The 24,349-nt window shown below is 65.2% G+C and carries 23 protein-coding genes; 15 read left to right on the forward strand and 8 right to left on the reverse strand.

Translation table 11 applies throughout. The annotated features are described in order from the left end of the window. Positions 1–12: 12 nt before the first annotated feature. From iolD to iolB, 3 genes are all read left to right on the forward strand, one after another. The gene (gene iolD, locus DSD28_RS23500) at positions 13–1,863 is read left to right on the forward strand and encodes a 3D-(3,5/4)-trihydroxycyclohexane-1,2-dione acylhydrolase (decyclizing) (protein ID WP_119258856.1); all 1,851 of its coding nucleotides are present in this window, start codon (positions 13–15) and stop codon (positions 1,861–1,863) included. A gap of 117 nt (positions 1,864–1,980) precedes the next feature. Then, positions 1,981–2,898, forward strand: coding sequence for a myo-inosose-2 dehydratase (iolE, locus tag DSD28_RS23505; protein ID WP_119258857.1), 918 nt, complete (start codon positions 1,981–1,983; stop codon positions 2,896–2,898). Between the two features lie 34 nt (positions 2,899–2,932). Next, positions 2,933–3,727 carry a 5-deoxy-glucuronate isomerase gene (gene iolB, locus DSD28_RS23510; RefSeq protein ID WP_119258926.1) on the forward strand — a complete coding sequence of 265 codons (795 nt, stop codon included), beginning with the start codon at positions 2,933–2,935 and terminating at the stop codon, positions 3,725–3,727. Positions 3,728–3,972: 245 nt separating this feature from the next. On the opposite strand, the gene DSD28_RS23515 is transcribed toward iolB, so the two are convergent. Further along, positions 3,973–5,001: an extracellular catalytic domain type 1 short-chain-length polyhydroxyalkanoate depolymerase gene (locus tag DSD28_RS23515; protein ID WP_162911528.1), complete on the reverse strand. Its 1,029-nt coding sequence runs from the start codon at positions 4,999–5,001 to the stop codon at positions 3,973–3,975. Positions 5,002–5,230: 229 nt separating this feature from the next. On the opposite strand from DSD28_RS23515, the gene DSD28_RS23520 reads away from it, so the two are divergent. From DSD28_RS23520 to DSD28_RS23535, 4 genes are all read left to right on the forward strand, one after another. Further along, positions 5,231–6,454, forward strand: coding sequence for an acyl-CoA dehydrogenase (locus DSD28_RS23520; protein ID WP_119258859.1), 1,224 nt, complete (start codon positions 5,231–5,233; stop codon positions 6,452–6,454). 119 nt (positions 6,455–6,573) lie between these two features. Continuing rightward, positions 6,574–6,930: a hypothetical protein gene (locus DSD28_RS23525; protein WP_245424920.1), complete on the forward strand. Its 357-nt coding sequence runs from the start codon at positions 6,574–6,576 to the stop codon at positions 6,928–6,930. Between the two features lie 124 nt (positions 6,931–7,054). Next, complete coding sequence (locus tag DSD28_RS23530) at positions 7,055–7,486, forward strand: PilZ domain-containing protein (RefSeq protein ID WP_205536231.1); 432 nt, start codon at positions 7,055–7,057, stop codon at positions 7,484–7,486. Positions 7,487–7,600: 114 nt separating this feature from the next. Continuing rightward, complete coding sequence (locus DSD28_RS23535; protein ID WP_119258860.1) at positions 7,601–8,716, forward strand: pyridoxal phosphate-dependent aminotransferase; 1,116 nt, start codon at positions 7,601–7,603, stop codon at positions 8,714–8,716. A gap of 56 nt (positions 8,717–8,772) precedes the next feature. Here DSD28_RS23535 and DSD28_RS23540 read toward each other — a convergent pair whose 3' ends face one another. Beyond that, complete coding sequence (locus tag DSD28_RS23540; protein ID WP_119258861.1) at positions 8,773–9,042, reverse strand: SEL1-like repeat protein; 270 nt, start codon at positions 9,040–9,042, stop codon at positions 8,773–8,775. 465 nt (positions 9,043–9,507) lie between these two features. Here DSD28_RS23540 and DSD28_RS23545 point away from each other — a divergent pair, with 465 nt between their 5' ends. The 5 genes from DSD28_RS23545 (at position 9,508) to DSD28_RS23560 (ending at position 12,492) form a co-directional block, all read left to right on the forward strand. Then, positions 9,508–9,849, forward strand: coding sequence for a DUF2147 domain-containing protein (locus DSD28_RS23545; RefSeq protein ID WP_119258862.1), 342 nt, complete (start codon positions 9,508–9,510; stop codon positions 9,847–9,849). Positions 9,850–10,101: 252 nt separating this feature from the next. Then, entirely contained in the window at positions 10,102–10,266 is a 165-nt protein-coding gene (locus DSD28_RS23550; RefSeq protein WP_162911522.1) for a hypothetical protein, read from the forward strand. A gap of 28 nt (positions 10,267–10,294) precedes the next feature. Further along, entirely contained in the window at positions 10,295–10,471 is a 177-nt protein-coding gene (locus tag DSD28_RS26070) for a hypothetical protein (protein ID WP_162911523.1), read from the forward strand. Positions 10,472–10,540: 69 nt separating this feature from the next. Further along, positions 10,541–10,861 (forward strand): YnfA family protein, encoded by a 321-nt coding sequence (locus DSD28_RS23555; protein WP_119258864.1) that lies wholly within the window; start codon positions 10,541–10,543, stop codon positions 10,859–10,861. 128 nt (positions 10,862–10,989) lie between these two features. Then, positions 10,990–12,492 carry an AMP nucleosidase gene (locus DSD28_RS23560; RefSeq protein ID WP_119258865.1) on the forward strand — a complete coding sequence of 501 codons (1,503 nt, stop codon included), beginning with the start codon at positions 10,990–10,992 and terminating at the stop codon, positions 12,490–12,492. Positions 12,493–12,502: 10 nt separating this feature from the next. On the opposite strand, the gene DSD28_RS23565 is transcribed toward DSD28_RS23560, so the two are convergent. After that, a complete protein-coding gene (locus DSD28_RS23565; protein WP_119258866.1) occupies positions 12,503–13,807 on the reverse strand; it encodes a S41 family peptidase in 1,305 nt (434 codons plus the stop codon). A gap of 39 nt (positions 13,808–13,846) precedes the next feature. Further along, positions 13,847–15,220: an aspartate aminotransferase family protein gene (locus DSD28_RS23570; protein WP_119258867.1), complete on the reverse strand. Its 1,374-nt coding sequence runs from the start codon at positions 15,218–15,220 to the stop codon at positions 13,847–13,849. Positions 15,221–15,369: 149 nt separating this feature from the next. Here DSD28_RS23570 and DSD28_RS23575 point away from each other — a divergent pair, with 149 nt between their 5' ends. After that, positions 15,370–16,740: a glutamine synthetase family protein gene (locus DSD28_RS23575; protein ID WP_119258928.1), complete on the forward strand. Its 1,371-nt coding sequence runs from the start codon at positions 15,370–15,372 to the stop codon at positions 16,738–16,740. A 169-nt stretch (positions 16,741–16,909) separates the two neighbouring features. Here the strand turns inward: DSD28_RS23575 and DSD28_RS23580 are convergent, their stop codons facing one another. Next, complete coding sequence (locus DSD28_RS23580; protein WP_119258868.1) at positions 16,910–17,848, reverse strand: diacylglycerol/lipid kinase family protein; 939 nt, start codon at positions 17,846–17,848, stop codon at positions 16,910–16,912. 343 nt (positions 17,849–18,191) lie between these two features. On the opposite strand from DSD28_RS23580, the gene DSD28_RS23585 reads away from it, so the two are divergent. After that, positions 18,192–19,430 (forward strand): MFS transporter, encoded by a 1,239-nt coding sequence (locus tag DSD28_RS23585; protein WP_119258869.1) that lies wholly within the window; start codon positions 18,192–18,194, stop codon positions 19,428–19,430. A 73-nt stretch (positions 19,431–19,503) separates the two neighbouring features. Here the strand turns inward: DSD28_RS23585 and DSD28_RS23590 are convergent, their stop codons facing one another. The 3 genes from DSD28_RS23590 to DSD28_RS23600 form a co-directional block, all read right to left on the reverse strand. Continuing rightward, positions 19,504–20,391, reverse strand: coding sequence for an ABC transporter permease (locus tag DSD28_RS23590; protein WP_119258870.1), 888 nt, complete (start codon positions 20,389–20,391; stop codon positions 19,504–19,506). 161 nt (positions 20,392–20,552) lie between these two features. After that, positions 20,553–21,551, reverse strand: a complete 999-nt coding sequence (locus DSD28_RS23595) for an ABC transporter substrate-binding protein (RefSeq protein ID WP_119258871.1) — start codon at positions 21,549–21,551, stop codon at positions 20,553–20,555. 359 nt (positions 21,552–21,910) lie between these two features. Next, positions 21,911–22,540, reverse strand: coding sequence for a L,D-transpeptidase (locus tag DSD28_RS23600; protein WP_119258872.1), 630 nt, complete (start codon positions 22,538–22,540; stop codon positions 21,911–21,913). A 302-nt stretch (positions 22,541–22,842) separates the two neighbouring features. On the opposite strand from DSD28_RS23600, the gene mgtE reads away from it, so the two are divergent. After that, positions 22,843–24,222: a magnesium transporter gene (gene mgtE / locus DSD28_RS23605; protein ID WP_119258873.1), complete on the forward strand. Its 1,380-nt coding sequence runs from the start codon at positions 22,843–22,845 to the stop codon at positions 24,220–24,222. Positions 24,223–24,349: the final 127 nt, after the last annotated feature.

Here is a 24,349-nt window from a genome sequence, read left to right on the forward strand (position 1 = left end):
GGGAGGAAGACCATGGGCAAGACGATCCGGCTGACGATGGCGCAGGCCGTCGCGCATTTCCTGAAGGCGCAGATGACCGTCGTGGACGGCAGGAAGGTGCCGATCTTCGCCGGTGTCTGGGCCATTTTCGGCCATGGCAACGTCGCGGGCATGGGCGAGGCGCTTTACCAGGTGCGCGAGGAGCTGCCGACGCTGCGCGCCCATAACGAGCAGGGCATGGCGCATGCCGCCGTCGCCTTCGCCAAGGCGAGCTTCCGCCAGCGCTTCATGGCCTGCACGACCTCCATCGGCCCCGGCGCGCTCAACATGGTGACGGCCGCGGGTGTTGCGCATGTCAATCGCCTTCCCGTCCTGTTCCTGCCCGGCGACGTCTTCGCCAACCGCATTCCCGACCCGGTGCTCCAGCAGATCGAGGATTTCGGCGACGGCACCGTTTCGGTCAACGACGCCTTCCGCTGCGTCTCGCGCTATTTCGACCGCATCACCCGCCCCGAGCAGATCATCCCGGCGCTGAAGCGCGCCATGCAGGTGCTGACCGATCCCGTCGATTGCGGCCCGGTGACGCTCTCGCTCTGCCAGGACGTGCAGGCCGAAGCCTACGACTATCCGGCGAGCCTCTTCGAAGAGAAGGTCTGGACGCAGCGCCGCCCGCGCCCGGACAGCGACGAGCTGGCCGCCGCCATCGAGACGCTGCGCAAGGCGGAAAAGCCGCTGATCCTTGCCGGCGGCGGCGTGCTCTATTCGCAGGCGACCGCCGAGCTGAAGGCCTTCGCCGAGCGCCACGGCATTCCCGCCGCCGTCACCCAGGCGGGCAAGTCGGCGATCCCGGACGATCATCCGCTCTGCATGGGCTCCATCGGCGTTACCGGCACCTCCGCCGCCAATGCCTTTGCCGAGGAGGCGGATGTCATCCTCGCCGTCGGCACGCGCATGCAGGATTTCACGACCGGTTCCTGGGCACTCTTCAAGAATGAGAAGCTGAAGATGGTCGGCCTCAACACCGTGGCCTTCGACGCTACCAAGCATGACAGCCGGCCACTCGTTTCCGACGCCCGCGAGGGCCTGACGCTGCTTTCCGAAGCGCTCGGCGGCTGGAAGGCCCCGGCCTCGGTGGAAGCCTCGGCCAGGGCCCGCAAGGCCGAATGGATGGCGGCGGCGAACCGGGCGACCGCGCCGACCAGTGCCGACCTTCCCTCCGACGCGCAGGTCATCGGCGCGGTGCAGCGCAGCATCGGCGGGGAGAATTCCGTGCTCGTCTGCGCGGCGGGCGGCCTTCCGGGCGAGCTGCACAAGCTCTGGCAGGCGGTGAAGCCCGGCGGCTACCACATGGAATACGGCTTTTCCTGCATGGGCTACGAGATCGCCGGGGCGCTCGGCGTCAAGCTGGCGCGGCCGGAGGCGGATGTCGTCGTCATGGTCGGCGACGGCTCCTACATGATGATGAATTCCGAGCTTTCCACCTCGATCATGCTCGGCAAAAAATTGACCGTCGTCGTGCTCGACAATCGCGGCTACGGCTGCATCAACCGCCTGCAGATGGGCACCGGCGGCGCCAACTTCAACAACCTGCTCAAGGACGCGATGATCGAGACCATGCCGGACATCGACTTCCGCGCCCATGCCGAAAGCATGGGGGCCGTCGCCGTCAAGGTCTCCTCCATCGCCGACCTCGAAACGGCCATTGAGGAGAGCAAGGCGAACGACCGCACCTCGGTCATCGTCATCGACACCGATCCGCTGATCACCACCAAGGAAGGCGGCCACTGGTGGGACGTCGCCGTGCCGGAGGTGAGCCCCCGGGCCGAGGTCAACAAGGCGCGCGAGGCCTATGTGAAGGCCCGCGCGGCGCAGAGCCTCGGGTAGGACACAGACAATGCCTCTCTCCTCCTCTCCGTCCTCGGATCAAGCCCGAGGATAACGGAGGAAAGGCAGGGAGATAATGATATCGGAAGGCCGCTTGCCTTCCCCAAGGAGATCCAGATGAAAGCCAAACTCGGCATGTCGCCCATCGCCTGGTGGAACGACGACCTTCCTGAACTCAGCGACGATGTATCCCTCGAGGAATGCCTTCGCCAGTCGCGCAGCGCCGGCTTTACCGGCATGGAGAAAGGACGCCGCTTTCCCGAGGATCCCACCGTGATGCTGCCGATCCTGCGCGCGGCCGACGTGACGCTGTGCGGCGGCTGGTTCTCCGGCACGCTGGTCGACGAGGAGCTTGCCGCCAACAAGGACCGCATCGCGCCGATGATCGAGCTGTTCAAGGCCGTCGATGCGCCCTGCATCGTCTATGGCGAGGTCGGCCGCTCCATCCAGGGTGACCGCTCGAAGCCGCTCGCCACCAAGCCGCGCCTTTCCGACGACGAGATGAAGGCCTATGGCCGCAAGCTGACGGAATTCGGCGAATGGTGCGCGGAACAGGGCATGCCCCTCTCCTACCATCACCACATGGCCGCCGTCGTGGAGACCGAGCCGGAGCTCGACGCCTTCATGAAGGCCTCCGGCGAAGGCATTCCGCTGCTGCTCGATGCCGGGCACCTCGCCTTTGCCGGCGGCGACGTGCTGCGCGCCATCGACAACCACCATGCCCGCATCAACCATGTCCATGTGAAGGACATCCGCCGGTCCGTGGTCGACGGCCTCGACCGCAGCCGGCAGTCCTTCCTCGACGCGGTGGCGCTCGGCGCCTTCACCGTGCCGGGCGACGGCTCGCTCGATTTCGGCGCGATCGTGCAGAAGCTGGCCGATTACGGCTATGAAGGCTGGTTCGTCGTGGAAGCCGAGCAGGACCCGCGCAAGGCGCCGCCGCAGAAAATGGCCGAGATCGGTCATAAGGAACTGATGCGCGTCATGACCGCCGCGGGTTATACCGTGGAGACGGAAGGTTTCCCGAAGGGCTGAACCCTGCCGGACGCCGAATGAAAGGAACATGCCCATGCCGAACCTCCTCGTAAAACCGAACGGCACCCATGGCCGCGTCAGCCATGTGACGCCCGAAAGCGCCGGCTGGACCTATGTCGGCTTCGACCTGCACCGCATGAAGCCAGGCGAGATCGTCGCGGCGGAAACGGGAAGCCGCGAGGTCTGCCTCGTCTGGATCTCCGGCAAGGGCAAGGCGACCGCGGGCGGCAAGGATTTCGGCGTCCTCGGCAAGCGCATGAACCCCTTCGAGGGGGCACCGCATGCGCTCTACATCCCTGCCGATTCCAACTGGTCGGTGACGGCGGAGACCGATCTGGAGCTCGCCGTCTGCTCGGCACCGGGCGGCGGCGACCATGAGGCGAAGGCCATTCCGCCGGGCACCCATCCGAAGCTTTCGCGCGGCAAGGGCTCGAATGTCCGCCACGTCTACAACATCATGCCGGAAGACGATAATTCGGCCCATTCGCTGCTCGTGGTCGAGGTCATCACCCCGAGCGGCAACACCTCGTCCTATCCCTCGCACAAGCACGACCGGGACGACCTGCCGAACGAAAGCCTGCTGGAAGAGACCTACTACCACCGCATCAACCCGCCGCAGGGCTTCGCCTTCCAGCGCGTCTACACGGACGACCGCTCGCTCGACGAGGCGATGGCGGTGGAGGACGGCGACGTGACGCTGGTGCCGAAGGGCTACCACCCCTGCGCCACTATCCACGGCTACGATCTCTACTATCTCAACGTGATGGCGGGGCCGAAGCGGGTGTGGAAGTTCCACAACGCGAAGGAGCATGAGTGGCTGCTGGGGTGAGCCCTGGCGAGGCCGTTGCCTGACCGCCTCCGTTCGAACGGGGCGGCCCGATGTTCAACACATCACGCCGCCGGTGCCGGTTGCCCCTCATCCGCCTGCCGGCCCTTCTTCCCGCAAGCGGGGAGAAGGGATATGCCGCGCCGTTTTTCCCGATCAATGACCCTGCGTGGGGCAAGTCCCCTCTCTCCGCTTGCGGGGAGAGGGTTAGGGTGAGGGGCGAATGGAAAAGAATGGCGCAGCGCCGCCTACCGCTTCCACTTCCGCGTCAAACCCCACGCCCTGGCGATCTCCAGCGTTGACGAGAACCCCGCCTCCAGCATGAACGGCTCGGCGGATACCGCATGGCCGCCGCCCTCGCCTGTCAGCACCGGCGTGCCGTGGCCCATGCCGTCGATCTCGTGGAAGGTGACGAGGGGCTTGCCGTCCTTGTCGGGCCAGATGCGCGTGCGGCGGCCCTTCATGCGCTTTTCCACGAAGGCGTCCTTCGGCAGGCGATAGAGATCGCGCCATTGCTCGACGAGGGCAAGGCCGTTGGAGAGGGAGACGGTCTCGTCGGCCGTGCCGTGCCAGATCGAGATGGCGGGCTTGCGGGTGATGCGGGGAGAAATCTTGCGGACGAGGTCGGACCATTCGCGGGCGGTGCGCTCCGGGGCCTCCTTCATGGCGTCGAAGGCGCGGGTGGCGTCGCGCGCCGCGCCGAAGGGAAGACCCGCGATGATGGCGCCGCCGGCGAAAAGCTCGGGATAGTTGGCCAGCATCGCGGCCGTCATCGCCCCGCCGGCGGAAAGGCCGGTGATGAAGATGCGCTGCGGGTCGCTGCCCGCCTGTTCGGCGGCATGGGCCACCATCTGGCGGATCGACATCAGTTCGCCGCGGTCGCGCGTCACCTCGCTCGGGCGGAACCAGGTGAAGCAGAGCCGCGGATTGTTCGCCTCGCGCTGCTGGGCATAGACGACGGCAAAACCGCGCTCGTCTGCAAGCGACGCCCAGCCGGCGGCGCGGTCGTAGCTTTCGGCATCCTGCTGGCAGCCGTGCAGCACCAGAACGAGCGGCCGCCCGGCGGGCAGGCCTTCGGGAATATGCGCGAACATGCGCAGGCAGCCGGGATTGCTGCCGAAATCCGTGACCTCGACAAGCGGCGATCCGCCTGCCGGACGGCGGCGGGTGGCGGGCGTCTTGCGCTCGGGTGTGCGGTGGAAGGGCCAGAGCAGGTCGCCCAGCCGCGCCTCGGTCGGCACCAGCCGCTCGACCGACCTCTTGAAGCGGTCTCGCATGCCCGGCCTCTCTTTCGTGGAATTGCTCATCGTCAGGCTACATGCGCCTCGTGAAGGACAGGATCAAGGCAGAAGGGGCGAATTTACGGGGATGGCTCATTCTCCGGGCTCATGAGGGCATTCATAAATAGCCAAAGCGTTCGCCCCTCGCTTTCGTTCCCGCCCTTTCGGATGAAGGCAAGCTGATGTAGCACTTCTGCAACGACAAAACCGCGACAGGATGGAAGCAATGAGCGAGCACCACGGCGTCACTCCGGAACAGGCCCGCGCCAAGATGGCGCCCTTCGACTGGGCCGACCCCTTCCTCCTTGAGGACCAGCTGACCGACGAAGAGCGCATGATCCGCGACACGGCCCGCGCCTATTGCCAGGACAAGCTGGCCTCGCGCGTCACCGAGGCGAACCGTCATGAAGTGTTCCACCGCGAGATCATGAGCGAGATGGGCGAACTCGGCCTGCTCGGCCCGACCGTGCCGGAGGAATACGGCGGCGTCGGCGCCAACTACGTCTCCTACGGCCTCGTCGCCCGCGAAGTCGAGCGCGTCGATTCCGGCTACCGCTCGGCCATGTCCGTGCAGTCCTCCCTCGTCATGCACCCGATCTTCGCCTACGGCACGGAAGAGACGCGCAGGAAGTACCTCCCCAAGCTCGCCTCCGGCGAATGGGTCGGCTGCTTCGGCCTCACCGAGCCGGACCATGGCTCGGACCCCTCCTCGATGATCACCCGCGCGAAGAAGGTGGATGGCGGCTATCTCGTCTCGGGCGCCAAGAACTGGATCACCAATTCGCCGATCGCCGATGTCGCGGTCGTCTGGGCCAAGTCCGACGCGCATGACGGCAAGATCAAGGGCTTCGTGCTGGAACGCGGCATGAAGGGCTTCGAGACGCCGAAGATCGAGGGCAAGTTCTCGCTGCGCGCCTCCGTCACCGGCATGATCATGATGCAGGACGTCTTCGTTCCCGACGAGAACCTGCTGCCGGAAGTCGCCGGCCTTGCAGGCCCGTTCGGCTGCCTCAACCGCGCCCGCTACGGCATCGCCTGGGGCGCGATGGGCGCCGCCGAGTTCTGCTGGCACGCCGCCCGCCAGTACACGCTTGATCGCAAGCAGTTCGGCAAGCCGCTCGCCGCCACCCAGCTCATCCAGAAGAAGCTGGCAGACATGGAGACCGAGATCGCGCTCGGCCTGCAGGGCGCGCTGCGCCTCGGCCGCCTGTTCGACGAGCACCGCGCCCCGGCCGAACTGATCTCGCTGATGAAGCGCAACAATTGCGGCAAGGCGCTCGATATCGCCCGCGTTTCCCGCGACATGCACGGCGGCAACGGCGTCTCCGACGAGTACGGCGTCATCCGCCACGTCATGAACCTCGAGGCCGTCAACACCTATGAGGGCACGCACGACATCCACGCGCTGATCCTCGGCCGCGCGCAGACGGGGCTTCAGGCGTTCCAGTAAGTCTTTCCCGTCTTTACGGTTTCCGGCGGCCGCCTGCTAAAATGCGGGCGGCCGTTTTCATCTTTTATCCATCCCGTTTCGATACAGTCGAAACCCGGCAACAGAAGCGGGAGGGAACCATGCCCCTCGAAACCGTCCACGAGCAGCTTCGCCTGCGCCATCCCAAGCGCAGCTTCGTCCCGTATCGCCTCGACAAGCCCGGCTTCATCACCCCGATCGGCCATCACCTCAGCACGGCGCAGCGCTATACCTGCCTGGTGCGCAGCATTTCGAGCGCCGGCGCGGCGATCTCGATCAACAAGGCGCTGGAATTGCCCGAGAATTTCTATCTGGAGATCCAGGGCATCCGGGACGGCATCCCCTGCACGGAATTCAAGCGCGAAGGCGAGGATATGACCGTGCGCTTCAACATGTTCCTCGACACGGATTTCCTCAATCTGGTGCTCGGCCGGACGGTCCCCGCGCAGGACGACTGAAGCGGCCTTCAGCAAAAATCCGGGCCGATAAATTTTTAAGCATTTGTTTCAGCGAAACAAAACGGTCCCCTGCGACACTTCGCCCATCTTCAGGACATGATGTCCCCCTACCGGGAGTATGGCAATGAGTTTGGGTGCCGATCCGCGCTCCACCGCGGGACTTTACGAGCGCAAGTGGGAGCGCTTTGCCGTGAACCGGCAGGGCATGCTGATGACGGTCGGCTTCGACCTCGCGGCGCCGAAGCTGCGCAGCTGCAAGCTCATCGACATTTCGCAGGGCGGCGCGAGCTTCGTCGTGTCCACCACGATCGGCCTTCCGCTGCATTATTATCTCTCCGTCGTCGGCGTCGCCTCGCGCATCGGCTGCGCCGAGGTCTATCGCAACGACAGCCGCATCGGCGTGCAGTTCATCAAGGAAATCGACGAGGAGCTGCTCCACACCATCGTTCGCTCCGACTACTTTACCGGCGGCGTCAACAACACCCGCCCGAAGCAGGAGGAGCGCCGCTACATGGCGGGCGTCGAAAGAGCCGGCCTCGGCTCGGCGGCCACCTGAGCGTTTCGCCTTCCGCCATTATTGGATAGGGTGCCCGTGGAAGACCGATTCCGGCGGGCATTTCTCCGTCCGGCAGCCGGTTCCCCCGTTCATCGATACCAGGCGCCTTCATTCATGTCCGCATTCTCCCGTTTCACCGCCCTCGCCCAGTCCCTGCCCGCCACCGTTCCCTTCGTCGGGCCGGAAGCCATCGAGCGCAATCGCGGCCTTGCCGTGAAGGCGCGCATCGGGGCGAACGAAAGCGGCTTCGGCCCCGCCCCTTCCGTGCTGGAGGCGATGCGCGCAGCGGCTGAAACCACGTGGATGTACAGCGATCCGGAGAATTTCGAGCTGCGCGAGGCGCTGGCCCTTGCCCACGGCATCTCACGCGACAACATCGCCGTCGGCGGCGGCATCGACGGCCTGCTCGGCGAGATCGCAAGGCTCGTCATCGAGCCGGGCGCGCCGGTTGTCACCTCGCTCGGCGGCTATCCGACCTTCAACTACCATGTGAACGGTTTCGGCGGCCGGCTCGTCACCGTGCCCTATGCCGGCGACCGGGAAGACCTCGACGGCCTTCTCGAGGCGGTGCGCCGCGAAGACGCGCCGCTCGTCTATTTCGCCAATCCCGACAATCCGATGGGAAGCTGGTGGGATGCCGACAGCGTCGTCTCCTTCGCGCGGGCGCTGCCGGAAACGACGCTGCTCATCCTCGACGAAGCCTATGGGGAAACCGCGCCGGCCGGGACCATCCCGCCCATCGGCGCGCTGATCGGCCAGCCGAACGTGCTGCGCATGCGCACCTTCTCCAAGGCCTACGGCCTTGCCGGCGCGCGCATCGGCTATGCGATCGGCACGCTCGGCAACGCACAGGCCTTCGACAAGATCCGCAACCATTTCGGCATGTCACGGATCTCGGTGCAGGGCGCGCTCGCCGCCCTCAAGGACCAGGCCTATCTGGCGGACGTCATCGCCCGCATCGCCGCATCCCGCGAGCGCATCGCGGGGATCGCCCGGGCCAACGGGCTTCTGCCGCTTGCCTCCGCCACCAATTTCGTCACCGTCGATTGCGGCCGGGACGGCACCCGTGCCAAGGCCATCGTCGACGGGCTGATGGAGCACGGCGTCTTCATCCGCATGCCCGGCATCGCGCCCCTCAACCGATGCATCCGCATCAGCGTCGGGACGCAGGAGGACATGGCATTGCTGGAGGCGGCATTGCCGCAGGTTCTGGCGGCAGTAGGCAATTAGGCAGTAGGCAGTACGGACATGCCAGCCGCCCCCCTACTGCCTATTGCCTCATCCCCTCAATGCACCGTCATCCATTCGCGGGCGGCGCGCAGCGCCTCTACGAGGTCACTTTTCGTCATCGTCGCCGCAAGGTCGGCGCGCAGCTCGGCGGCGCGGTCGCAACCCTTGATGGCGGCAATGTTCAGCCACTTGTGGGCCTGGACGAGGTCGATGTCGCAGCCCCGGCCCGTCGCATACATGAGGCCCATGTCGCAGAAGATTTCGGCGCGGTTCTCGCCGCCCATCGTGGCGGCCGTTTCGATGGTCTGAAAGTCAAAGCGTGCCATTTCGATTGTCCCTGTCTTCTTTGGTTTACTGCCGTATTGCCCTGTTTTTCGCCCTTTTCGGGCCTCCTTAGGCGCCTGCCGTCTTCTGCGGCTCGGTCTTCCTTCGGAGTTTTGCGGCCCGGTTTTCCGTGCTCGTCTTATGGCTCCACTATGCCGCGGGCCTTTCAAAATGCGCTTAAAATGCATGCTTAATTTGAGACGAACAAAATCCAAACGCTTGGTAAAATTGGATTTTCGTTAAACATCGCATCCCCTGGAAACGGCGGCATTCGCATAAAAATTTACCGATTGTTCAACCGCCGATTTCAACCCTTCGCTAACCACGGCAAACGACCGCATCCTTCACCCTCGCGTTTTTTCGTCGGTCTATCCCCCTTCAAGACGCCTGAAATCCGCGCGAAAGGCATATTTATCTTTACGTGCCCGTAAGATATCTTTCGGCCGTCATTCCGGAGGAGGAAGAGAATGAAACCGAGGACATGGATCGTCGCCGCCGCGCTTCTGGCGGCGCCAAGCATCGCGCTGGCCGCCGAACCGATCGAGGGCAACTGGAAGACGGCAAGCGGCGCCACCGCCGCCATCGCCAAATGCGGCGGCAGCTACTGCATCACGCTGAAGACGGGCAAGCATGCCGGAAAGCGCATCGGCAAGCTCGACGGCACGGGCGCCGACTATAGCGGCTCGATCACCGACCCGGAGACGGACAAGACCTATAGCGGCTCCGGCGCCGTCAGCGGCAATTCCCTGCGCATGAAGGGCTGCGTCCTGGCCGTTCTCTGCAAGTCGCAGACCTGGACGCGGCTGTGAACGGCCAGGCCGCGACCGTCGAAGCACATTTTCGAAGCTCCATGTTAAAGCCGGCGCCCCGCGCCGGCTTGTCCATTTCAGCCGCACGTCCTCGCTCAAGCCGCTGATTTCAAGGCTTCATCGACGCCCCGTCCCTTTCCGAAAACCGAATCACACCTTTCCTGAACGGGAGATGAACCGGCCTCTCAGGGACCGTTCAGTCCTGAGGTGCGAAAACGGCTACACCGAAACATCTGGATGAGGGACATCACCATGGACATCCTCGCACGCCGCCTCACGATCATCACCCTGCTCATGGCCGTCTTCGCCATCATGCTGGCCGCCGCCGTCGAGACGGACTATCGCCGCAGCACGCACAACGGCACCGGCAAGCTCATCGCCTGCTCCACGCCGAGCATGTGCCGCGCCTCGCTCTGACCCGACCTCGCCTGCCGGACGAAACCCGATGATCGCCGCCCTCGCCCACACCTCGACCATGCTGCTGCGCATCCTGACGCTTTGCGCGATGATGATCACCCCGGTCGGGGCGCTCGCCTGGAGCAATGCGGGCGGCCTCGGCATCACCAAGCAGAGCGCGGGCCTCGTGCTTTTCGTCACACTCCAGCGTCAGTCGATGAGCTGAGGCAGGCTTCGTCTTTTCCCGTTCCGTGCTAAACCGGGCCGGCCTCTCGCCGCCAGCCCGGAGCACCGAATGAAATCCCTTCTCGTCTTTTCCGCCGCCGCCCTTGCCGAGATTGCCGGCTGCTTCGCCTTCTGGGCCTGGTGGCGGCTCGACAAGTCCATCCTGTGGCTCATCCCCGGCATGGCCTCGCTCGCCCTTTTCGGCTGGCTGCTGGCGCAGGTCGACAGCGCCTTTGCGGGCCGCGCCTATGCCGCCTATGGCGGCGTCTATATCGCCGCCTCGCTGCTCTGGCTCTGGCTTGCCGAGGGCATGCGCCCCGACCGCTTCGACCTTGCCGGCGCGACGCTTGCGCTGGTCGGCGCGGGCATCGTTCTCGCCGCCCCGCGATAGGGTGCCGCCCCCCTATCCTCCTGTTTTCACGCCGCTATGGGCATGGCGCCGCAGCGTCCTTACCCCGGGGCTTGCGGGCGCGCGGAACTTGTCGTTTGCTTGTCAAATAACAACAACTATAGTGATTCATGAGCAAACGAACCTTCTCGCCGAAACCGCTTTCCTTCGCCACGCCCGAGCCTTATGAGCCGCGCTCCTTCGACGATCCGGTCGCCGCCGTCGATGCCCTCGAGGCGCTCTACGAGCGCAATACGAAATTCCTCACCGACGCCTTCGTCTCGCTCGGCCGGACCGGCACGCCGGAAACGCGCTTCCGCGCCTGCTATCCGCAGGTCAGCATCGAGACGACGAGCTTCGGTCATGTCGATTCCCGCCTGTCCTACGGTTATGTCGCCTCGCCCGGCGTCTATACGACGACGATCACCCGGCCAAAGCTCTTCCGGCATTACCTCAAGGAACAGCTCGGCCTCCTGATGCGCAATCACGGGGTGCGCGTCATCGTCTCGGAATCGACGACGCCGATCCCGCTGCATTTCGCCTTCGGCGAAGGGGCCCATGTTGAGGCGGAAGTCGCCGAAGGCATCGAGCTTCCGCTGCGCGACCTCTTCGACGCGCCGGACCTGACCAATACCGACGACGAGATCGCCAACGGCTCCTATGAGCCCGGCCCGGGCGAGCCCTCGCCGCTTGCGCCCTTCACCGCGCAGCGCGTCGATTATTCGCTCGCCCGCCTCAGCCACTACACGGCGACCAGGGCCAATCATTTCCAGAATTTCGTGCTCTTCACGAACTACCAGTTCTATGTCGACGAATTCTGCGAATGGGCGCGCCAGCAGATGGCGGAGGGCGGCAACGGCTACACGGCCTTCGTCGAGCCCGGCAACATCATCACCCCGGCCGGTTCCGACAAGCCGGAGCCCAACATCACCCCCGGCCGCCTGCCGCAGATGCCGGCCTACCACATCAAGAAGAAGGGCCATGGCGGCATCACGCTGGTCAATATCGGCGTCGGCCCCTCCAACGCCAAGACGATCACCGACCATATCGCCGTGCTGCGCCCGCATGCCTGGCTGATGCTCGGCCATTGCGCGGGCCTCAGGAACAGCCAGACGCTCGGCGACTATGTGCTCGCCCATGCCTATGTGCGCGAGGACCACGTGCTCGACGACGACCTGCCGGTCTGGGTGCCGATCCCGGCGCTCGCCGAGGTGCAGGTGGCGCTGGAAAGCGCGGTAGAGGAGGTCACGGGCCTCCAGGGCTACGATCTCAAGCGCATCATGCGCACCGGCACCGTCGCGACCATCGACAACCGCAACTGGGAGCTGCGCGACCAGCGCGGACCGGTGAAGCGGCTTTCCCAGTCGCGCGCCATCGCGCTCGACATGGAATCTGCGACCATCGCCGCCAACGGCTTCCGCTTCCGTGTGCCCTACGGCACGCTGCTGTGCGTTTCCGACAAGCCGCTGCACGGCGAGCTGAAACTGCCCGGCATGGCGACGGCCTTCTACCGAACCCAGGTCAACCAGCACCTGAGGATCGGCATCCGGGCGCTGGAAAAACTCGCCGGCATGCCGACGGAAAAGCTGCATTCCCGCAAGCTGAGAAGCTTCTTCGAGACGGCGTTCCAGTAGGCGGAGCCGTTCACCTGAGGGAGAACGCCCTTTCCTGATCCGGCGGGAAGGACGGATCCGTCTTCTCGCCGCGCAGGAGTTCAAGCGCGTATTGGAGCTGGACGTCGTCCTTGGCTTCCGGCGGAACGTAGGCGGACGAGCCCGAACCGGCATCCGTCTCGCTCTGGCCCTGGATATGACCGGGCAGGCTCGATTCGCCGGCGGTCTCATCCCTGCCCTGAAGCTCGGGCGGGAGAGGCTGCTCGACCGTGATGTCCGGCGTGATGCCGGTGCCCTGGATCGATTTGCCGGACGGCGTGTAGTAGAGCGCCGTCGTCAGGCGCAGGGCACCGGCATCGCCCATCGGGATGATGGTCTGGACCGAGCCCTTGCCGAAGGAACGGGTGCCGACGACGGTGGCGCGGCGCAGGTCCTGCAATGCGCCGGCGACGATTTCCGCAGCCGAGGCCGAGCCGCCGTTCACCAGCACGACGACGGGCTTGTTATCGGTGAGGTCACCTTCAGTCGCATTGTAACGGTGGGTCTCGTCCTCGTTGCGGCTGCGGGTCGAGACGACCTCGCCGCGCTCCAGGAAGGCATCGGAGACGGCGATCGCCTGATCGACCAGGCCGCCGGGATTGAGACGGAGGTCCAGCACGTAGCCCTTCAGCCTGTCGGCCGGCACGTCTTCCTTGATCCTGGCGATCGCAGCCTCCAGGTCGTCATAGGTCCTTTCGGTGAAGGAGATGACACGCAGATAGCCGACATCGTTCTCGACGCGGAACTTCACGGCCTCCACGGCGATGATGTCGCGCACGATGGTCAGCGTAATCGGCTTGTCGGCGCCCTCGCGGATGAGCGTCAGCGTGATCAGCGTATCGACCGGACCGCGCATCTTCTCCACCGCCTCGTCGAGCTTCAGGCCGCTCAGGGACTGGCCGTCGATTTCGGAGATATAGTCGCCAGCCAGAACGCCGGCCTTCGCCGCGGGCGTATCGTCCATGGGAGCGATGACCTTGACCCGCCCGTCCTCCATCGTCACCTGGATGCCGAGGCCGCCGAACTCGCCGCGCAATTCGGTGCGCGCATCCTCGGCGGCCTCGGCGTTCATGTAGGAGGAATGCGGGTCGAGCGAGGTGAGCATGCCGTTGATGGCGTTCTCGATGAGCTCGTCTTCCTTCGGCGGCGTCACATATTCGCGCTCGATCCGCTCGAGCACCTCGCCGAAGATGGCAAGCTGCTCGTATGTGGACTTGCCGGCGGCGCCCGCCGGGCCGATCACGGCCGTCGCGCCCATCAGGGCGCCGGCGAGAAGGAGCAAAACCCTGCCTGTCATCCCTTGTCCTCCATCCTTATGGAATTGCCGGCCGATCCCTCAGCCCACCATTACCTTCCAGGCATGTTCCAGCCCCTTGCGCGTGATGTCGATCATCTGGTCGACCTCGGCATGGGTGATGACGAGCGGCGGGGAGAAGAGCATGCGGTCACCGGTGGCGCGCAGGACCAGGCCGTTTTCCAGGCAATGGTTGCGGACGGTCACGCCGGCCTTTTCCTTGTCCTCGAAGCGCTTGCGGGTCGCCTTGTCCTCGGCGAGCTGGACGGCGGCCATCAGGCCGACCTGCTGGACCTCGCCAACGATCGGCAGGTCCTCCAGCGACTTGAGACCGGCGGCGAGATAGGGGCCGATGTCGTCGTGGACGCGCTCGACCAGCTTCTCGTCCTCGATGATGCGCAGGTTCTCCAGCGCGGCAGCCGCGCAGACCGGGTGGCCGGAATAGGTGAAGCCGTGGTTGAAGTCGCCCACTTCCTCGACCAGCACATTGCCGACGCGATCGGAGACCATGACGCCGCCGATGGGCAGGTAGCCGGAGGAGAGGCCCTTGGCGATGGGCGCGAGGTCCGGCTCGACGCCGAAATGCTGGTGGCCGAACCAGTGGCCGGTGCGGCCGAAGCCGCAGATCACTTCGTCCGTCACGAGCAGGATGTTGCGCGCCTTGCAGATGCGGGCGATCTCCGGCCAGTAGGTGGCCGGCGGCACGATGACGCCGCCCGCGCCCTGGATCGGCTCGGCGACGAAGGCGGCGACATTGTCCTCGCCGAGCTGGTCGATCTTCTCTTCCAGCTGGCGGGCCATCTTCAGGCCGAACTCGTCGGACGAAAGGTCGCCGCCCTCGCCGTACCAGAAGGGCTGGTCGATATGGTGGACGCCGGCGATCGGCAGATCCCCCTGCTCGTGCATCCACTTCATGCCGCCGAGCGAGGCGCCGGCGACGGTGGAGCCGTGATAGCCGTTCTTGCGGGCGATGATCGCCTTCTTGGTCGGCTTGCCCATGGCGCCCCAGTAGACGCGGGCCATGCGGAACCAGGTGTCGTTGGCCTCGGAGCCCGAGCCGGTGAAGAAGACGCGGTTGATGTTCGGGCCGGCATGCGAGGTGATCTTCTGGGCGAGCAGCACGGCCGGCGGCGTCGTGGTGCCGAAGAAGGTGTTGTAATAGGGCAGCTCGTTCATCTGGCGCATGACCGCGTCGGCGATCTCCTTGCGGCCATAGCCAATATTGACGCACCAGAGACCGGCGAAGCCGTCGAGATAGCGCTTGCCGTGATTGTCGAAGATATAGGAGCCCTCGCCCCGCTCGATGATGCGCGTGCCCGTCGCGTTCAGCTTCTTCATGTCCGAGAAGGGATGAAGATGATGAGCGGCATCGAGGGCACCGAGGTTGGAAGCGACTGCTGCACTGCTGTTCGACATTTGACTACATCCTTGGGGGTAGGCCCCGCCTTATTGAACGGCGAGACAGAATGGGCTACGAAAATGCCCATACAACAGGCATTTGGCAAGAGATCGAGCGCACGCAAAATTTCCTGTCCTTGCTTCCCGCCAAACCAAAAGCAGGCACCATGACAAACGACAAGACGGCAGCCGGTTCGCCGCGCGCCAACGCCCCTATCGATGCCCCGGCCCGTATCGAAATCCTCCTCATCGGCATGAACGGGGACCTGCGCGGCAAGCAGGTTCCACTGGAAGGCGAGAAGAAGATCTGGGACGGTTCCGTGCGCCTGCCCTCCTCCACCCAGTCGCTCGATATCTGGGGCGACGACAATGACGACATCACCGGCCTTTCCATCTCCGTCGGCGATCCCGACGGCCTGTGCATCCCCGACCGCCGCTCGCTGGCGGCCATGCCCTGGGCGCCGGAAGGCTCGCGCCAGGTGCTCGCCACCATGCACGAATTCGACGGCAGCGCCTCCTTCATGGACCCGCGCGCCATTCTCGGGCGCATGCTGAAGCGTTTCGAAGACAAGGGTTTGACACCGGTCGTGGCGACCGAGCTCGAATTCTACGTGGTCGAGGACGACTGGCGCGAGACCGGCAAGCCGCGCCCGCCGGCGGCCCTGATGTATCGCGGCGAGCCGAACGGTTTCCAGCTCTACGACATGCGCGCGACGGATGCGCTCGACGGCTATCTCCAGACCGTGCGGAGCTGGGCGAAGGCGATGGACCTGCCCGCCGATGCGACGACCGCCGAATTCGGCCCCGGCCAGTTCGAGATCAACCTCTTGCACCGGCCGGACGCCATGGCGGCCGCCGACGACTGCATCTACCTGAAGCGCATAGCGGAACTTGCCGCGCCCCGCTTCGGCCTGAAGTCCACCTGCATGGCCAAGCCCTATGCCGAGCATGCGGGCTCGGGCCTGCATGTCCATTGCAGCATCATTGACAGGGACGGCCGCAACATCCTCGACGCAAAGGGCGGCGAGCCGACGAAGCTGAAGTCCATCACCGCCGGCATGCTGCAGACCATGCGCGACGCCCAGCTCGTCTTCGCGCCCTTCGCCAATTCCTACCGGCGCTTCCAGCCGGGTTCCTTCGCGCCGGTCGACCTCACCTGGGGCTTCGGCCACCGCGGCACCGCCATCCGCATCCCGGACAAGGACGGCCCGGCAGCACGCGTCGAGCATCGCGTGGCGGGCGCGGACGTCAATCCCTACCTGCTTTTGACGGCGATCCTCGGCGGCATCCTGCTCGGCCTCGAAAACGACCTCGATCCGGGCCCGGTGACGGAGCCGGGCAAGGACGTGGCCGACGCCAGGCGCCTGACGCACGACTTCCTGACGGCGGTCGAGGAATTCTCCGCCTCGCCCTTCATCGCCGATGCCTTCGGTGCGGCCTATCAGAAGCTCTACGGCGATACCAAGCGCAAGGAGGCGATCACCTTCCTGCGCACGGTGTCGGACTTCGACTACCAGACCTATCTGCCGCGGATTTGACGGTTAGGGGCGGGTGCCCCTCATCCGGCCTGTCGGCCACCTTCTCCCCGCAAGCGGGGCGAAGGGGATATGCCGCACCGGTTTCCCAAACTTTCAACGCTGCGTGGGGCGTCCCCTCTCCCCGCTTGCGGGGAGAGGGCTAGGGTGAGGGGCAAGCTTCCGTACCGCCTCAGGCGGCCGCCGGCTCCGTGGTCGCCATGTTCTCCGCCTGCACCTTCGGCACCATGACCTTCAGTTCGCCCGGATGGAGGCGGATGGAGACGTCGCGGTCCATCGGCAGGAGTTCGCCGTCGATCACGCAGTTGATCGACCGGTCGACATTGGGAAAGTGCAATTCCACCTCTGTACCGGTCATTTCCGTGACGTCGGCATTCTCGCGCAGCTTGCCGCGCAGGATGTCGAAGGCGAGCTTCGCCACGCCCGCAGGCTTCAGGGGATTGGTGGTGTAGAAGCCGAGATGGCCACCCGTCAGGTCGTCGGCATAGAGCAGGCCGTTTTCCCCGAAGCGGTTGTTGGAGACGTTGATGGCCGAGACCTTGCGGTGCTCCTCGACGCCGTCGACATTGAACTCCACCTCGAATTCCGGCGGGTTGAAGATGACGCCGAGGGCCGCGCGGGTGTTGGCGGCCATCTTGCCGAGCCGGGAGCGGTAGGTCATCCCGTTGCGCAGCCGCACCATGCGGGCGTGCAGACCGGCGGAAAACTGGTGCACGAAGGCCCGGTCGTCGGCCGTGCCGATATCGGCGGCGGCGATGTCGCCATCGGCCAGCGCCTCGATCGCCTGCCAGATGTCGAGCGGGATCTTCAGCGAGCGGGCGAAGAGGTTCATCGTGCCGGCCGGAACGATGCCGAGCGGCATTCCGCTCTGCCAGGCAAGGCCGGCCGCCGCCGACACCGTGCCGTCGCCGCCGCCCGCCAGCATCGCGTCGAGGTCGGTGCGCTCGGCGCAGCGGTGCAGCGCCATCTCGATATCGGCCCCTTCGACGATATCACAGTCGAGGTGATGCCCTGCCGCCGCGAAGACCCTTTCCGCATGACGCGCATAGGCCTCCATGTCGGTGGTGCGGAACGTCCCCCCGTCCCTGTTGAAAATCGCCTGTACTCTCATTCGCATACTCCGCTTATGGCCGAGAACGCCTGTGTCCTCCATTAGATAACGGAGAAAGCGGCGATTCACAGGCGGGGGTGAAAGGCAGTGCAACAATTCGTGAAAAGCGGCGGCGCCGGCAATTGCATTTTCGGCCAAAATTGGCAGTAGGCAGCGCGCGGCACTTTGATATAGTGCAATCCGGTCGCCTGGCGTCGGGAGTACGCCGTCCGATCGATTCTTACCCTTTCCCATCCAGGCCATTTCGGCCGGACCAGATCGCATTCGCAGCCAGGAGGAGTGGCCGCCCTTGTGAGGGTTCGTCGCCGGTTTGCCGTGTGGGCCATACCTACGGAGCCTCCCCGTGTCCGAACATCCCCTGCCGAACGCCGCCCTCTCCTCCGGGCAGCCACCGCTTCCGGCGCTCACCGTCACCCTCATCATCCTGGCGCTCGCCGTCGGCAGCTTCGGCATCGGCACCGGCGAGTTCGCCATCATGGGCCTCTTGCCGGACGTTGCCGGCACCTTCGGCGTGACGACCGCCCAGGCCGGCTACGTGATCAGCGCCTATGCGCTCGGCGTGGTGGTCGGCGCGCCGGTCATCGCCGTCATCGGCGCGCGCTACCGCCGCCGCGACCTCCTGCTGGTGCTGATGGGCGTCTTCGCCGCCGGCAACCTTGCCAGCGCCGCCGCGCCGACCTTCGAGAGCTTCATGTTGTTCCGCTTCCTCTCCGGCCTGCCGCACGGGGCCTATTTCGGCGTTGCAGCGCTCGTCGCCGCGTCGATGGTGCCGGTCAACAAGCGCACGCAGGCGGTCGGCAAGGTCATGCTCGGGCTCACGGTCGCCACCCTGATCGGCACGCCGCTCGCCGCCTTCTTCGGCCAGGTGTTCGACTGGCAGTTCATGTTCATCGCCGTCGGCATCACGGGGCTTCTGACGGTCGCGCTGATCGCCCTCTTCCTGCCGCGCGACAAGGCGCCCAAGGGCATCAACGCGCTGACGGAGCTTAGCGCCCTCGGGCGCAGGCAGGTCTGGCTGACACTCGGCATCGCGGCGACCGGCTTCTGCGGCATGTTCGCGGTCTTCACCTATATCTCGCCGATCGTCACGGACGTCGCCGGGCTCAATGTCGGCATGGTGCCGGTCTTCATGGCGATCTTCGGCGGCGGCATGATCGTCGGCAACATCTTCGGCGCCAAGCTTGCCGACATGTCGCTGATGCGCACGATCGGCTGGTCGCTGGTGCTCTATTTCTTCGTGCTCGTCAGCCTGTCGCTGACCGCGCACAATCCGGTGCTGCTCGGCCTCTGCTGCTTCCTGATCGGCTGCAGCTTCGTCGTCGGTCCCGCCCTCCAGACGCGCCTGATGGACGTCGCCGGCAATGCCCAGACGCTCGCCGCCGCGCTCAATCACTCGGCCTTCAACGTCGCCAATGCGCTCGGCGCGTTCTTCGGCGGCCTGTCGATCAGCGCCGGCTACGGCTACGCCTCGATGGGCTTCGTCGGCGCTTCCACCGCCGTCGTCGGCTTCGGCGTCTTCCTGCTCTCGCTGTCGCTGGAAAAGATGGATCGCGCCGCAACGCCGGTCTGCCCGGCGGAATAATCGCCGAACGCGGAAACGAAAAGGGCGCCCCGGCAAAAGCCGTGGGCGCCCTTTTCCTTGCTTCCTGCCCGGATCAGCCGTGGATGATCTCGCGGTGCTTCTGCAGCCGTGCGCCAAAAGCCTGGCTGACGCGGTCGAAGATGATCGCGATGCCGACGATGGCGAGGCCGTTGAAGATGCCGAGGGTGAAATACTGGTTGGAGATCGCCTTCAGCACCGGCTGGCCGAGGCCCTGCACGCCGATCATCGAGGCGATGACCACCATGGCGAGCGCCATCATGATCGTCTGGTTGATGCCGGCCATGATGGTGGGCAGGGCCAGCGGCATCTGCACGTTCTTCAGCTTCTGCCAGCTCGACGAGCCGAAGGCGTCGGCCGCTTCCAGCACGTCCTTGTCGACGAGGCGGATGCCGAGATTGGTGAGACGGATCATCGGCGGAATGGCGTAGATGACGACCGCGATGAGGCCCGGAACCTTGCCGATGCCGAGCAGCATGACCACGGGAATCAGATAGACGAAGCTCGGCATGGTCTGCATCACGTCGAGGATCGGGTTGATGGCGTTCTGCACCCGGTCGGACCGCGACATGAGAATGCCGATCGGTATGCCGATGACGATGGAGAGGACGGTACAGACGAAGATCATCGAGACCGTCTTCATCGTGTCGTCCCACATGTCGAAATAGCCGATCACGAGGAGCGTGGCGATGCTGCCGGCGACGATCTTCCAGTTGCGGCTGGCAAACCAGGCGACCAGCGCGATGAGCAGGAGGATGATCGGCCAGGGCGTCTTCGTCATGAAGCGCTCGGACCAGATGAGAAAGTGCTGCAACGGTTCGAAGAGGCCTTCGATGCTGTCGCCATAGGCGCGGGTGAAGGCGCGGAAGCCCTCGTCGATCGCCTTCTTGAGGTCGCGCAGCGAGTTCGCGTCCATCGTCGGAAATTTCGTAAACCAGTCCATGTCGATCCCCTTCCGGTTCCGTCCGGTCTTGTGCCGGCTTGCGAACCAAACCCTGAAGCATGCCGCGGGAAATTGCATGGCGATTTGCGCCAACGACATGCGCTAAAACGAAGAAGAAGGGCGGCGTGCCCTGCGACACGCCGCCCCGATTGTTCAGCCGCTCAGAGCGCGGCCTTGATCTTTTCGGCCGCTTCCGGCGAGACCCAGTCCTTCCAGAGCGCCTCGTTCTCTTCGAGGAAGTGCTTGGCGCCGTCGTCGCCGCTCGCCTGGTTGTCGGTCATCCAGGCCATTAGCTTGTTGACCGTGGCGTTCGTCCAGGCGCGCTTGTTGAGATAGGCCATGACGTCTTCGCCGGCGCGTTCGGAGAACGGCTTGGTCACGAGCGTCTGGACGGTGTCCTTCGGCCAGTCGTTCTTCTTCGGATCCGGGCAATCGGCAACCGTGTTGCAGCGCTTCCACTCGGCCGCATCATAGGGAACGCCGTGCTCGAGCTTCACCATGTCGTATTTGCCGAGCAGCGCGGTCGGGGCCCAGTAGTAGCCGACCCAGCCTTCCTTGCGCTCGTAGGCCTTGGCGATGGAGCCGTCGAGGCCGGCGGCAGAGCCGGTATCGATCAGCGTGAAGTTCGCGGCTTCCCCGCCATAGGCCTTGTAGAGCTGGCCGGTCACGACCGTGCCGCCCCAGCCCTGCGGGCCGTTATGAACGGCGCCCTTGCTCTTGTCCTCCGGATCCGGGAACAGTTCCGGGTGCTTCAGCGCGTCGTCGATCGTCTTGATGTCCGGATGGGCATCGGCGACGTATTTCGGGATCCACCAGCCCTGGACAGCGCCGTCGGACAGCGCGACGGCCGCGCCGACCAGCTTGCCCTCGTCGATGCCGCGCTTGACGACGTCCGGCAGGAGGTCCACCCAGCCTTCCGGCGCGAGATCCGGGTCGCCCTTCTCGATCATCGAGGTGATGGTCGGAACCGTGTCGCCGACGATGACCTCGGCATTGCAGCCGTAGCCTTCGTTCAGGATGAACTTGTCGAGTGCGGCGAGGACCTCGGCGCTCTGCCAGTTCATGCTGGCGATGGTCACGTCGCCGCATTCGGCGCGTGCAGCGCCCGTCATGGCCATGAGGCCGGCGACGAGGCAGGTGGAAGCAAGAAGATGTTTCATATCCGTTCCCTCATTTTGCGGCGGTGTCGTTGTGTCTGTCCGAGCCCCGCCGCACCGCCGCCGCCAGGCCCGTAATCCTCCACGGAACGTTCCCGAAGGGACCGGAAGCCCTCCTGGATCCGCGATACCGCATCCTCGACTTTTGCAGCTACAAAGTCGAATGCCGGTACGAATGCGTCTGGAATTGACCCCGATGCGTCATGGCGACATCAAATTCGCAGAACCGTCCCCACATTGTCCGCGCGTGGGGCTCCGGCGGCAATGGTATGATACAATTCAGCTTTTTCAACCCGCAAACGAAAGGCCGGCACGAAGCCGGCCTTGATCCGATGCGACACGGGCGCCGAAAGCGCCTCAGATCAGGCTTCGCGGCGGCCCTGGATGACGAAGACGCGGCCGCTCACCTGAACGCGCTCGTAGAGATCGATCACGTCATGGTTGAGCATGCGCACGCAGCCGCTCGACATGGCCTGGCCGATGGACCACGGCTGGTTGGTGCCGTGGATGCGGAACATGGTGTCGCGACCGTTCTGGTAGAGATAGATGGCGCGGGCGCCGAGCGGGTTATTGATGCCGCCGGGCACGCCTGCGGCATATTTCAGGTTCTTCTTCGGATCGCGGCGGATCATGTTGGGCGTCGGCGTCCAGCTCGGCCATTCGGCCTTGCGGCCGATATAGGCGCTGCCGGCCAGCGAATAGCCCTGCCGGCCGACGCCGATGCCGTAGCGCATCGCCCGGCCGTTGCCGAGCACGTAGTAGAGACGGCGCGCCGGCGTATCGACGACGATGGTGCCGGCGGCGTGCGACGTATCGTAGGCGACTTCCTGGCGGCGCAGCTCGGGCTTGATCTTGTCGAGCGGCATCGCCCGGAGCGGATGCTTCTCGTCCAGGCGGTCGCCGTAGTTGGCGCGGTCACTGGTGCCGTTCGTCGCGCAGCCTGCCAGCAATGCAGACGCGCCGATGAGGAATCCGCGGCGTGAGATCGACATGAGGCCCCCTAACCATTTGCCATTCCTCAAAGATTTATGGAGGTATGGTTAATGGCCGGTTAACGGACGAAAGGCCGCAGCGCCCGCAGCCATCTCCGTCTTGACATTCGCGGGAAACGGGCACATCACAAACGAACGTGCGGGATTTCACTCCTCCCGCACGGATTTCAACGGAGCCATCATCACGATGCCAAGCGACAGTAGCAGTCGATCGAGGACGCCCGAGCGGCATATCGTGCACTGACGTTTCCGTCAGCTCGCCCGGTCGGCCGCAAGGGCCGATCGACGGAAAGGCGAGCAACATGAACATCCAGCGTTTCCCCGCAACCGCCGGCCGCGCCGCACGCGACCTTCTGAATACCGGCCGCAAGGCCCCCACCATCGCCGACCGCATCGAGCAGCTCAACCGGCTCGACGTGCGCGAAGCCGCACACCAGCTCGCCACGCTGCCCGAGGGGAAGGCTCTCGCCGTCATCTCCCGGCCCGAGCTGCACGGGGCGGCCGACATCGTCGCGGCCCTGCCGACGGACCATGCCGCGCGGCTCCTCAAGGACACCGCCTACGACCGGGTCGCCGACCTCTTCCAGGCCATGGAGGACGGCGCACGGCGCTCCGCCATCTTCGCCCGGCTCGATCCGGCGACGGCGCAGGCCGTCTCCCATCTCATGGCCTATCCGCAGCGCACCGCCGGCGCCATGATGACCCCGGAATTCGTCAGCGTGCTCGAGGACATCACGGTCGCCGAGGCGCTGGACCACGTACGCGCCGTGGAAAAGTCGAGCGAGACCATCTACGCCATCTACGTGCTGGAGCCGGAAAGCCGCGCGCTCAGCGGCGTCGTCACCCTGCGCCGCCTGATCATGGGCGATCCCGCCGCCAGCATCATGAGCGTCGCCCGGCAGGCCGGCGTCGTCAGCATCACCCCGCTGACGACGCAGGAGGAGGTCGCCCGGCAGATCCGCAGCCACAACCTGCTGGCCATCCCCGTGCTCGACGACAAGCGCAACGTCCTCGGCATCGTCACCGTGGACGACGTGATCGACACGATGATCGCCGACACGACGGAGGACGCGCACAAGTTCGGCGGCATGGAAGCGCTCGGCAAGCCCTATATGCAGATCGGCCTCGGCGGGATGATCCGCAAGCGCGCCGGCTGGCTCGCCGCGCTGTTCCTCGGCGAGATGCTGACGGCAAGCGCCATGCAGCATTTCGAGGCGGAGCTGGAAAAGGCCATCGTGCTGACGCTGTTCGTGCCGCTGATCATGAGCTCGGGCGGCAATTCGGGCTCGCAGGCCACCTCGCTGATCATCCGCGCGCTGGCGCTCGGCGAATTGAAGCTTTCCGACTGGTGGAGGGTCGCGCTGCGCGAGCTTCCGACGGGCATCGCGCTCGGCGCCATGCTCGGCCTCGTCGGCTTCGCCCGCATCACGCTCTGGCAAGAGATCGGCCTCTACGACTACGGGCCGCACTGGGTTCTCATCGGCCTGACGGTCTTCGCCGCGCTGATCGGCATCGTCGCCTTCGGCTCGATGGCGGGCTCCATGCTGCCCTTCCTGCTGCAGCGGCTGCGCTTCGACCCCGCCAGCGCCTCAGCGCCCTTCGTCGCCACGCTGGTCGATGTCAGCGGGCTGGTGATCTATTTCAGCGTCGCGCTGGTGATCCTCAGCGGGACACTGCTCTAGAAGAACAAAGGCCGGTGGATCGCTCCACTGGCCTTTCTGTCTGCTGCCGCTCCGGCATCACATATTCGGATAGACCGGCCCTCCGCCGGCTCTTTCTTTTTCCGGGGGTCCGTGCGACCCAGCCTCT

Origin of the sequence: Shinella zoogloeoides (genome assembly GCF_003574625.1) — a bacterium.
Taxonomy (GTDB): Bacteria; Pseudomonadota; Alphaproteobacteria; order Rhizobiales; family Rhizobiaceae; genus Shinella; species Shinella zoogloeoides_A.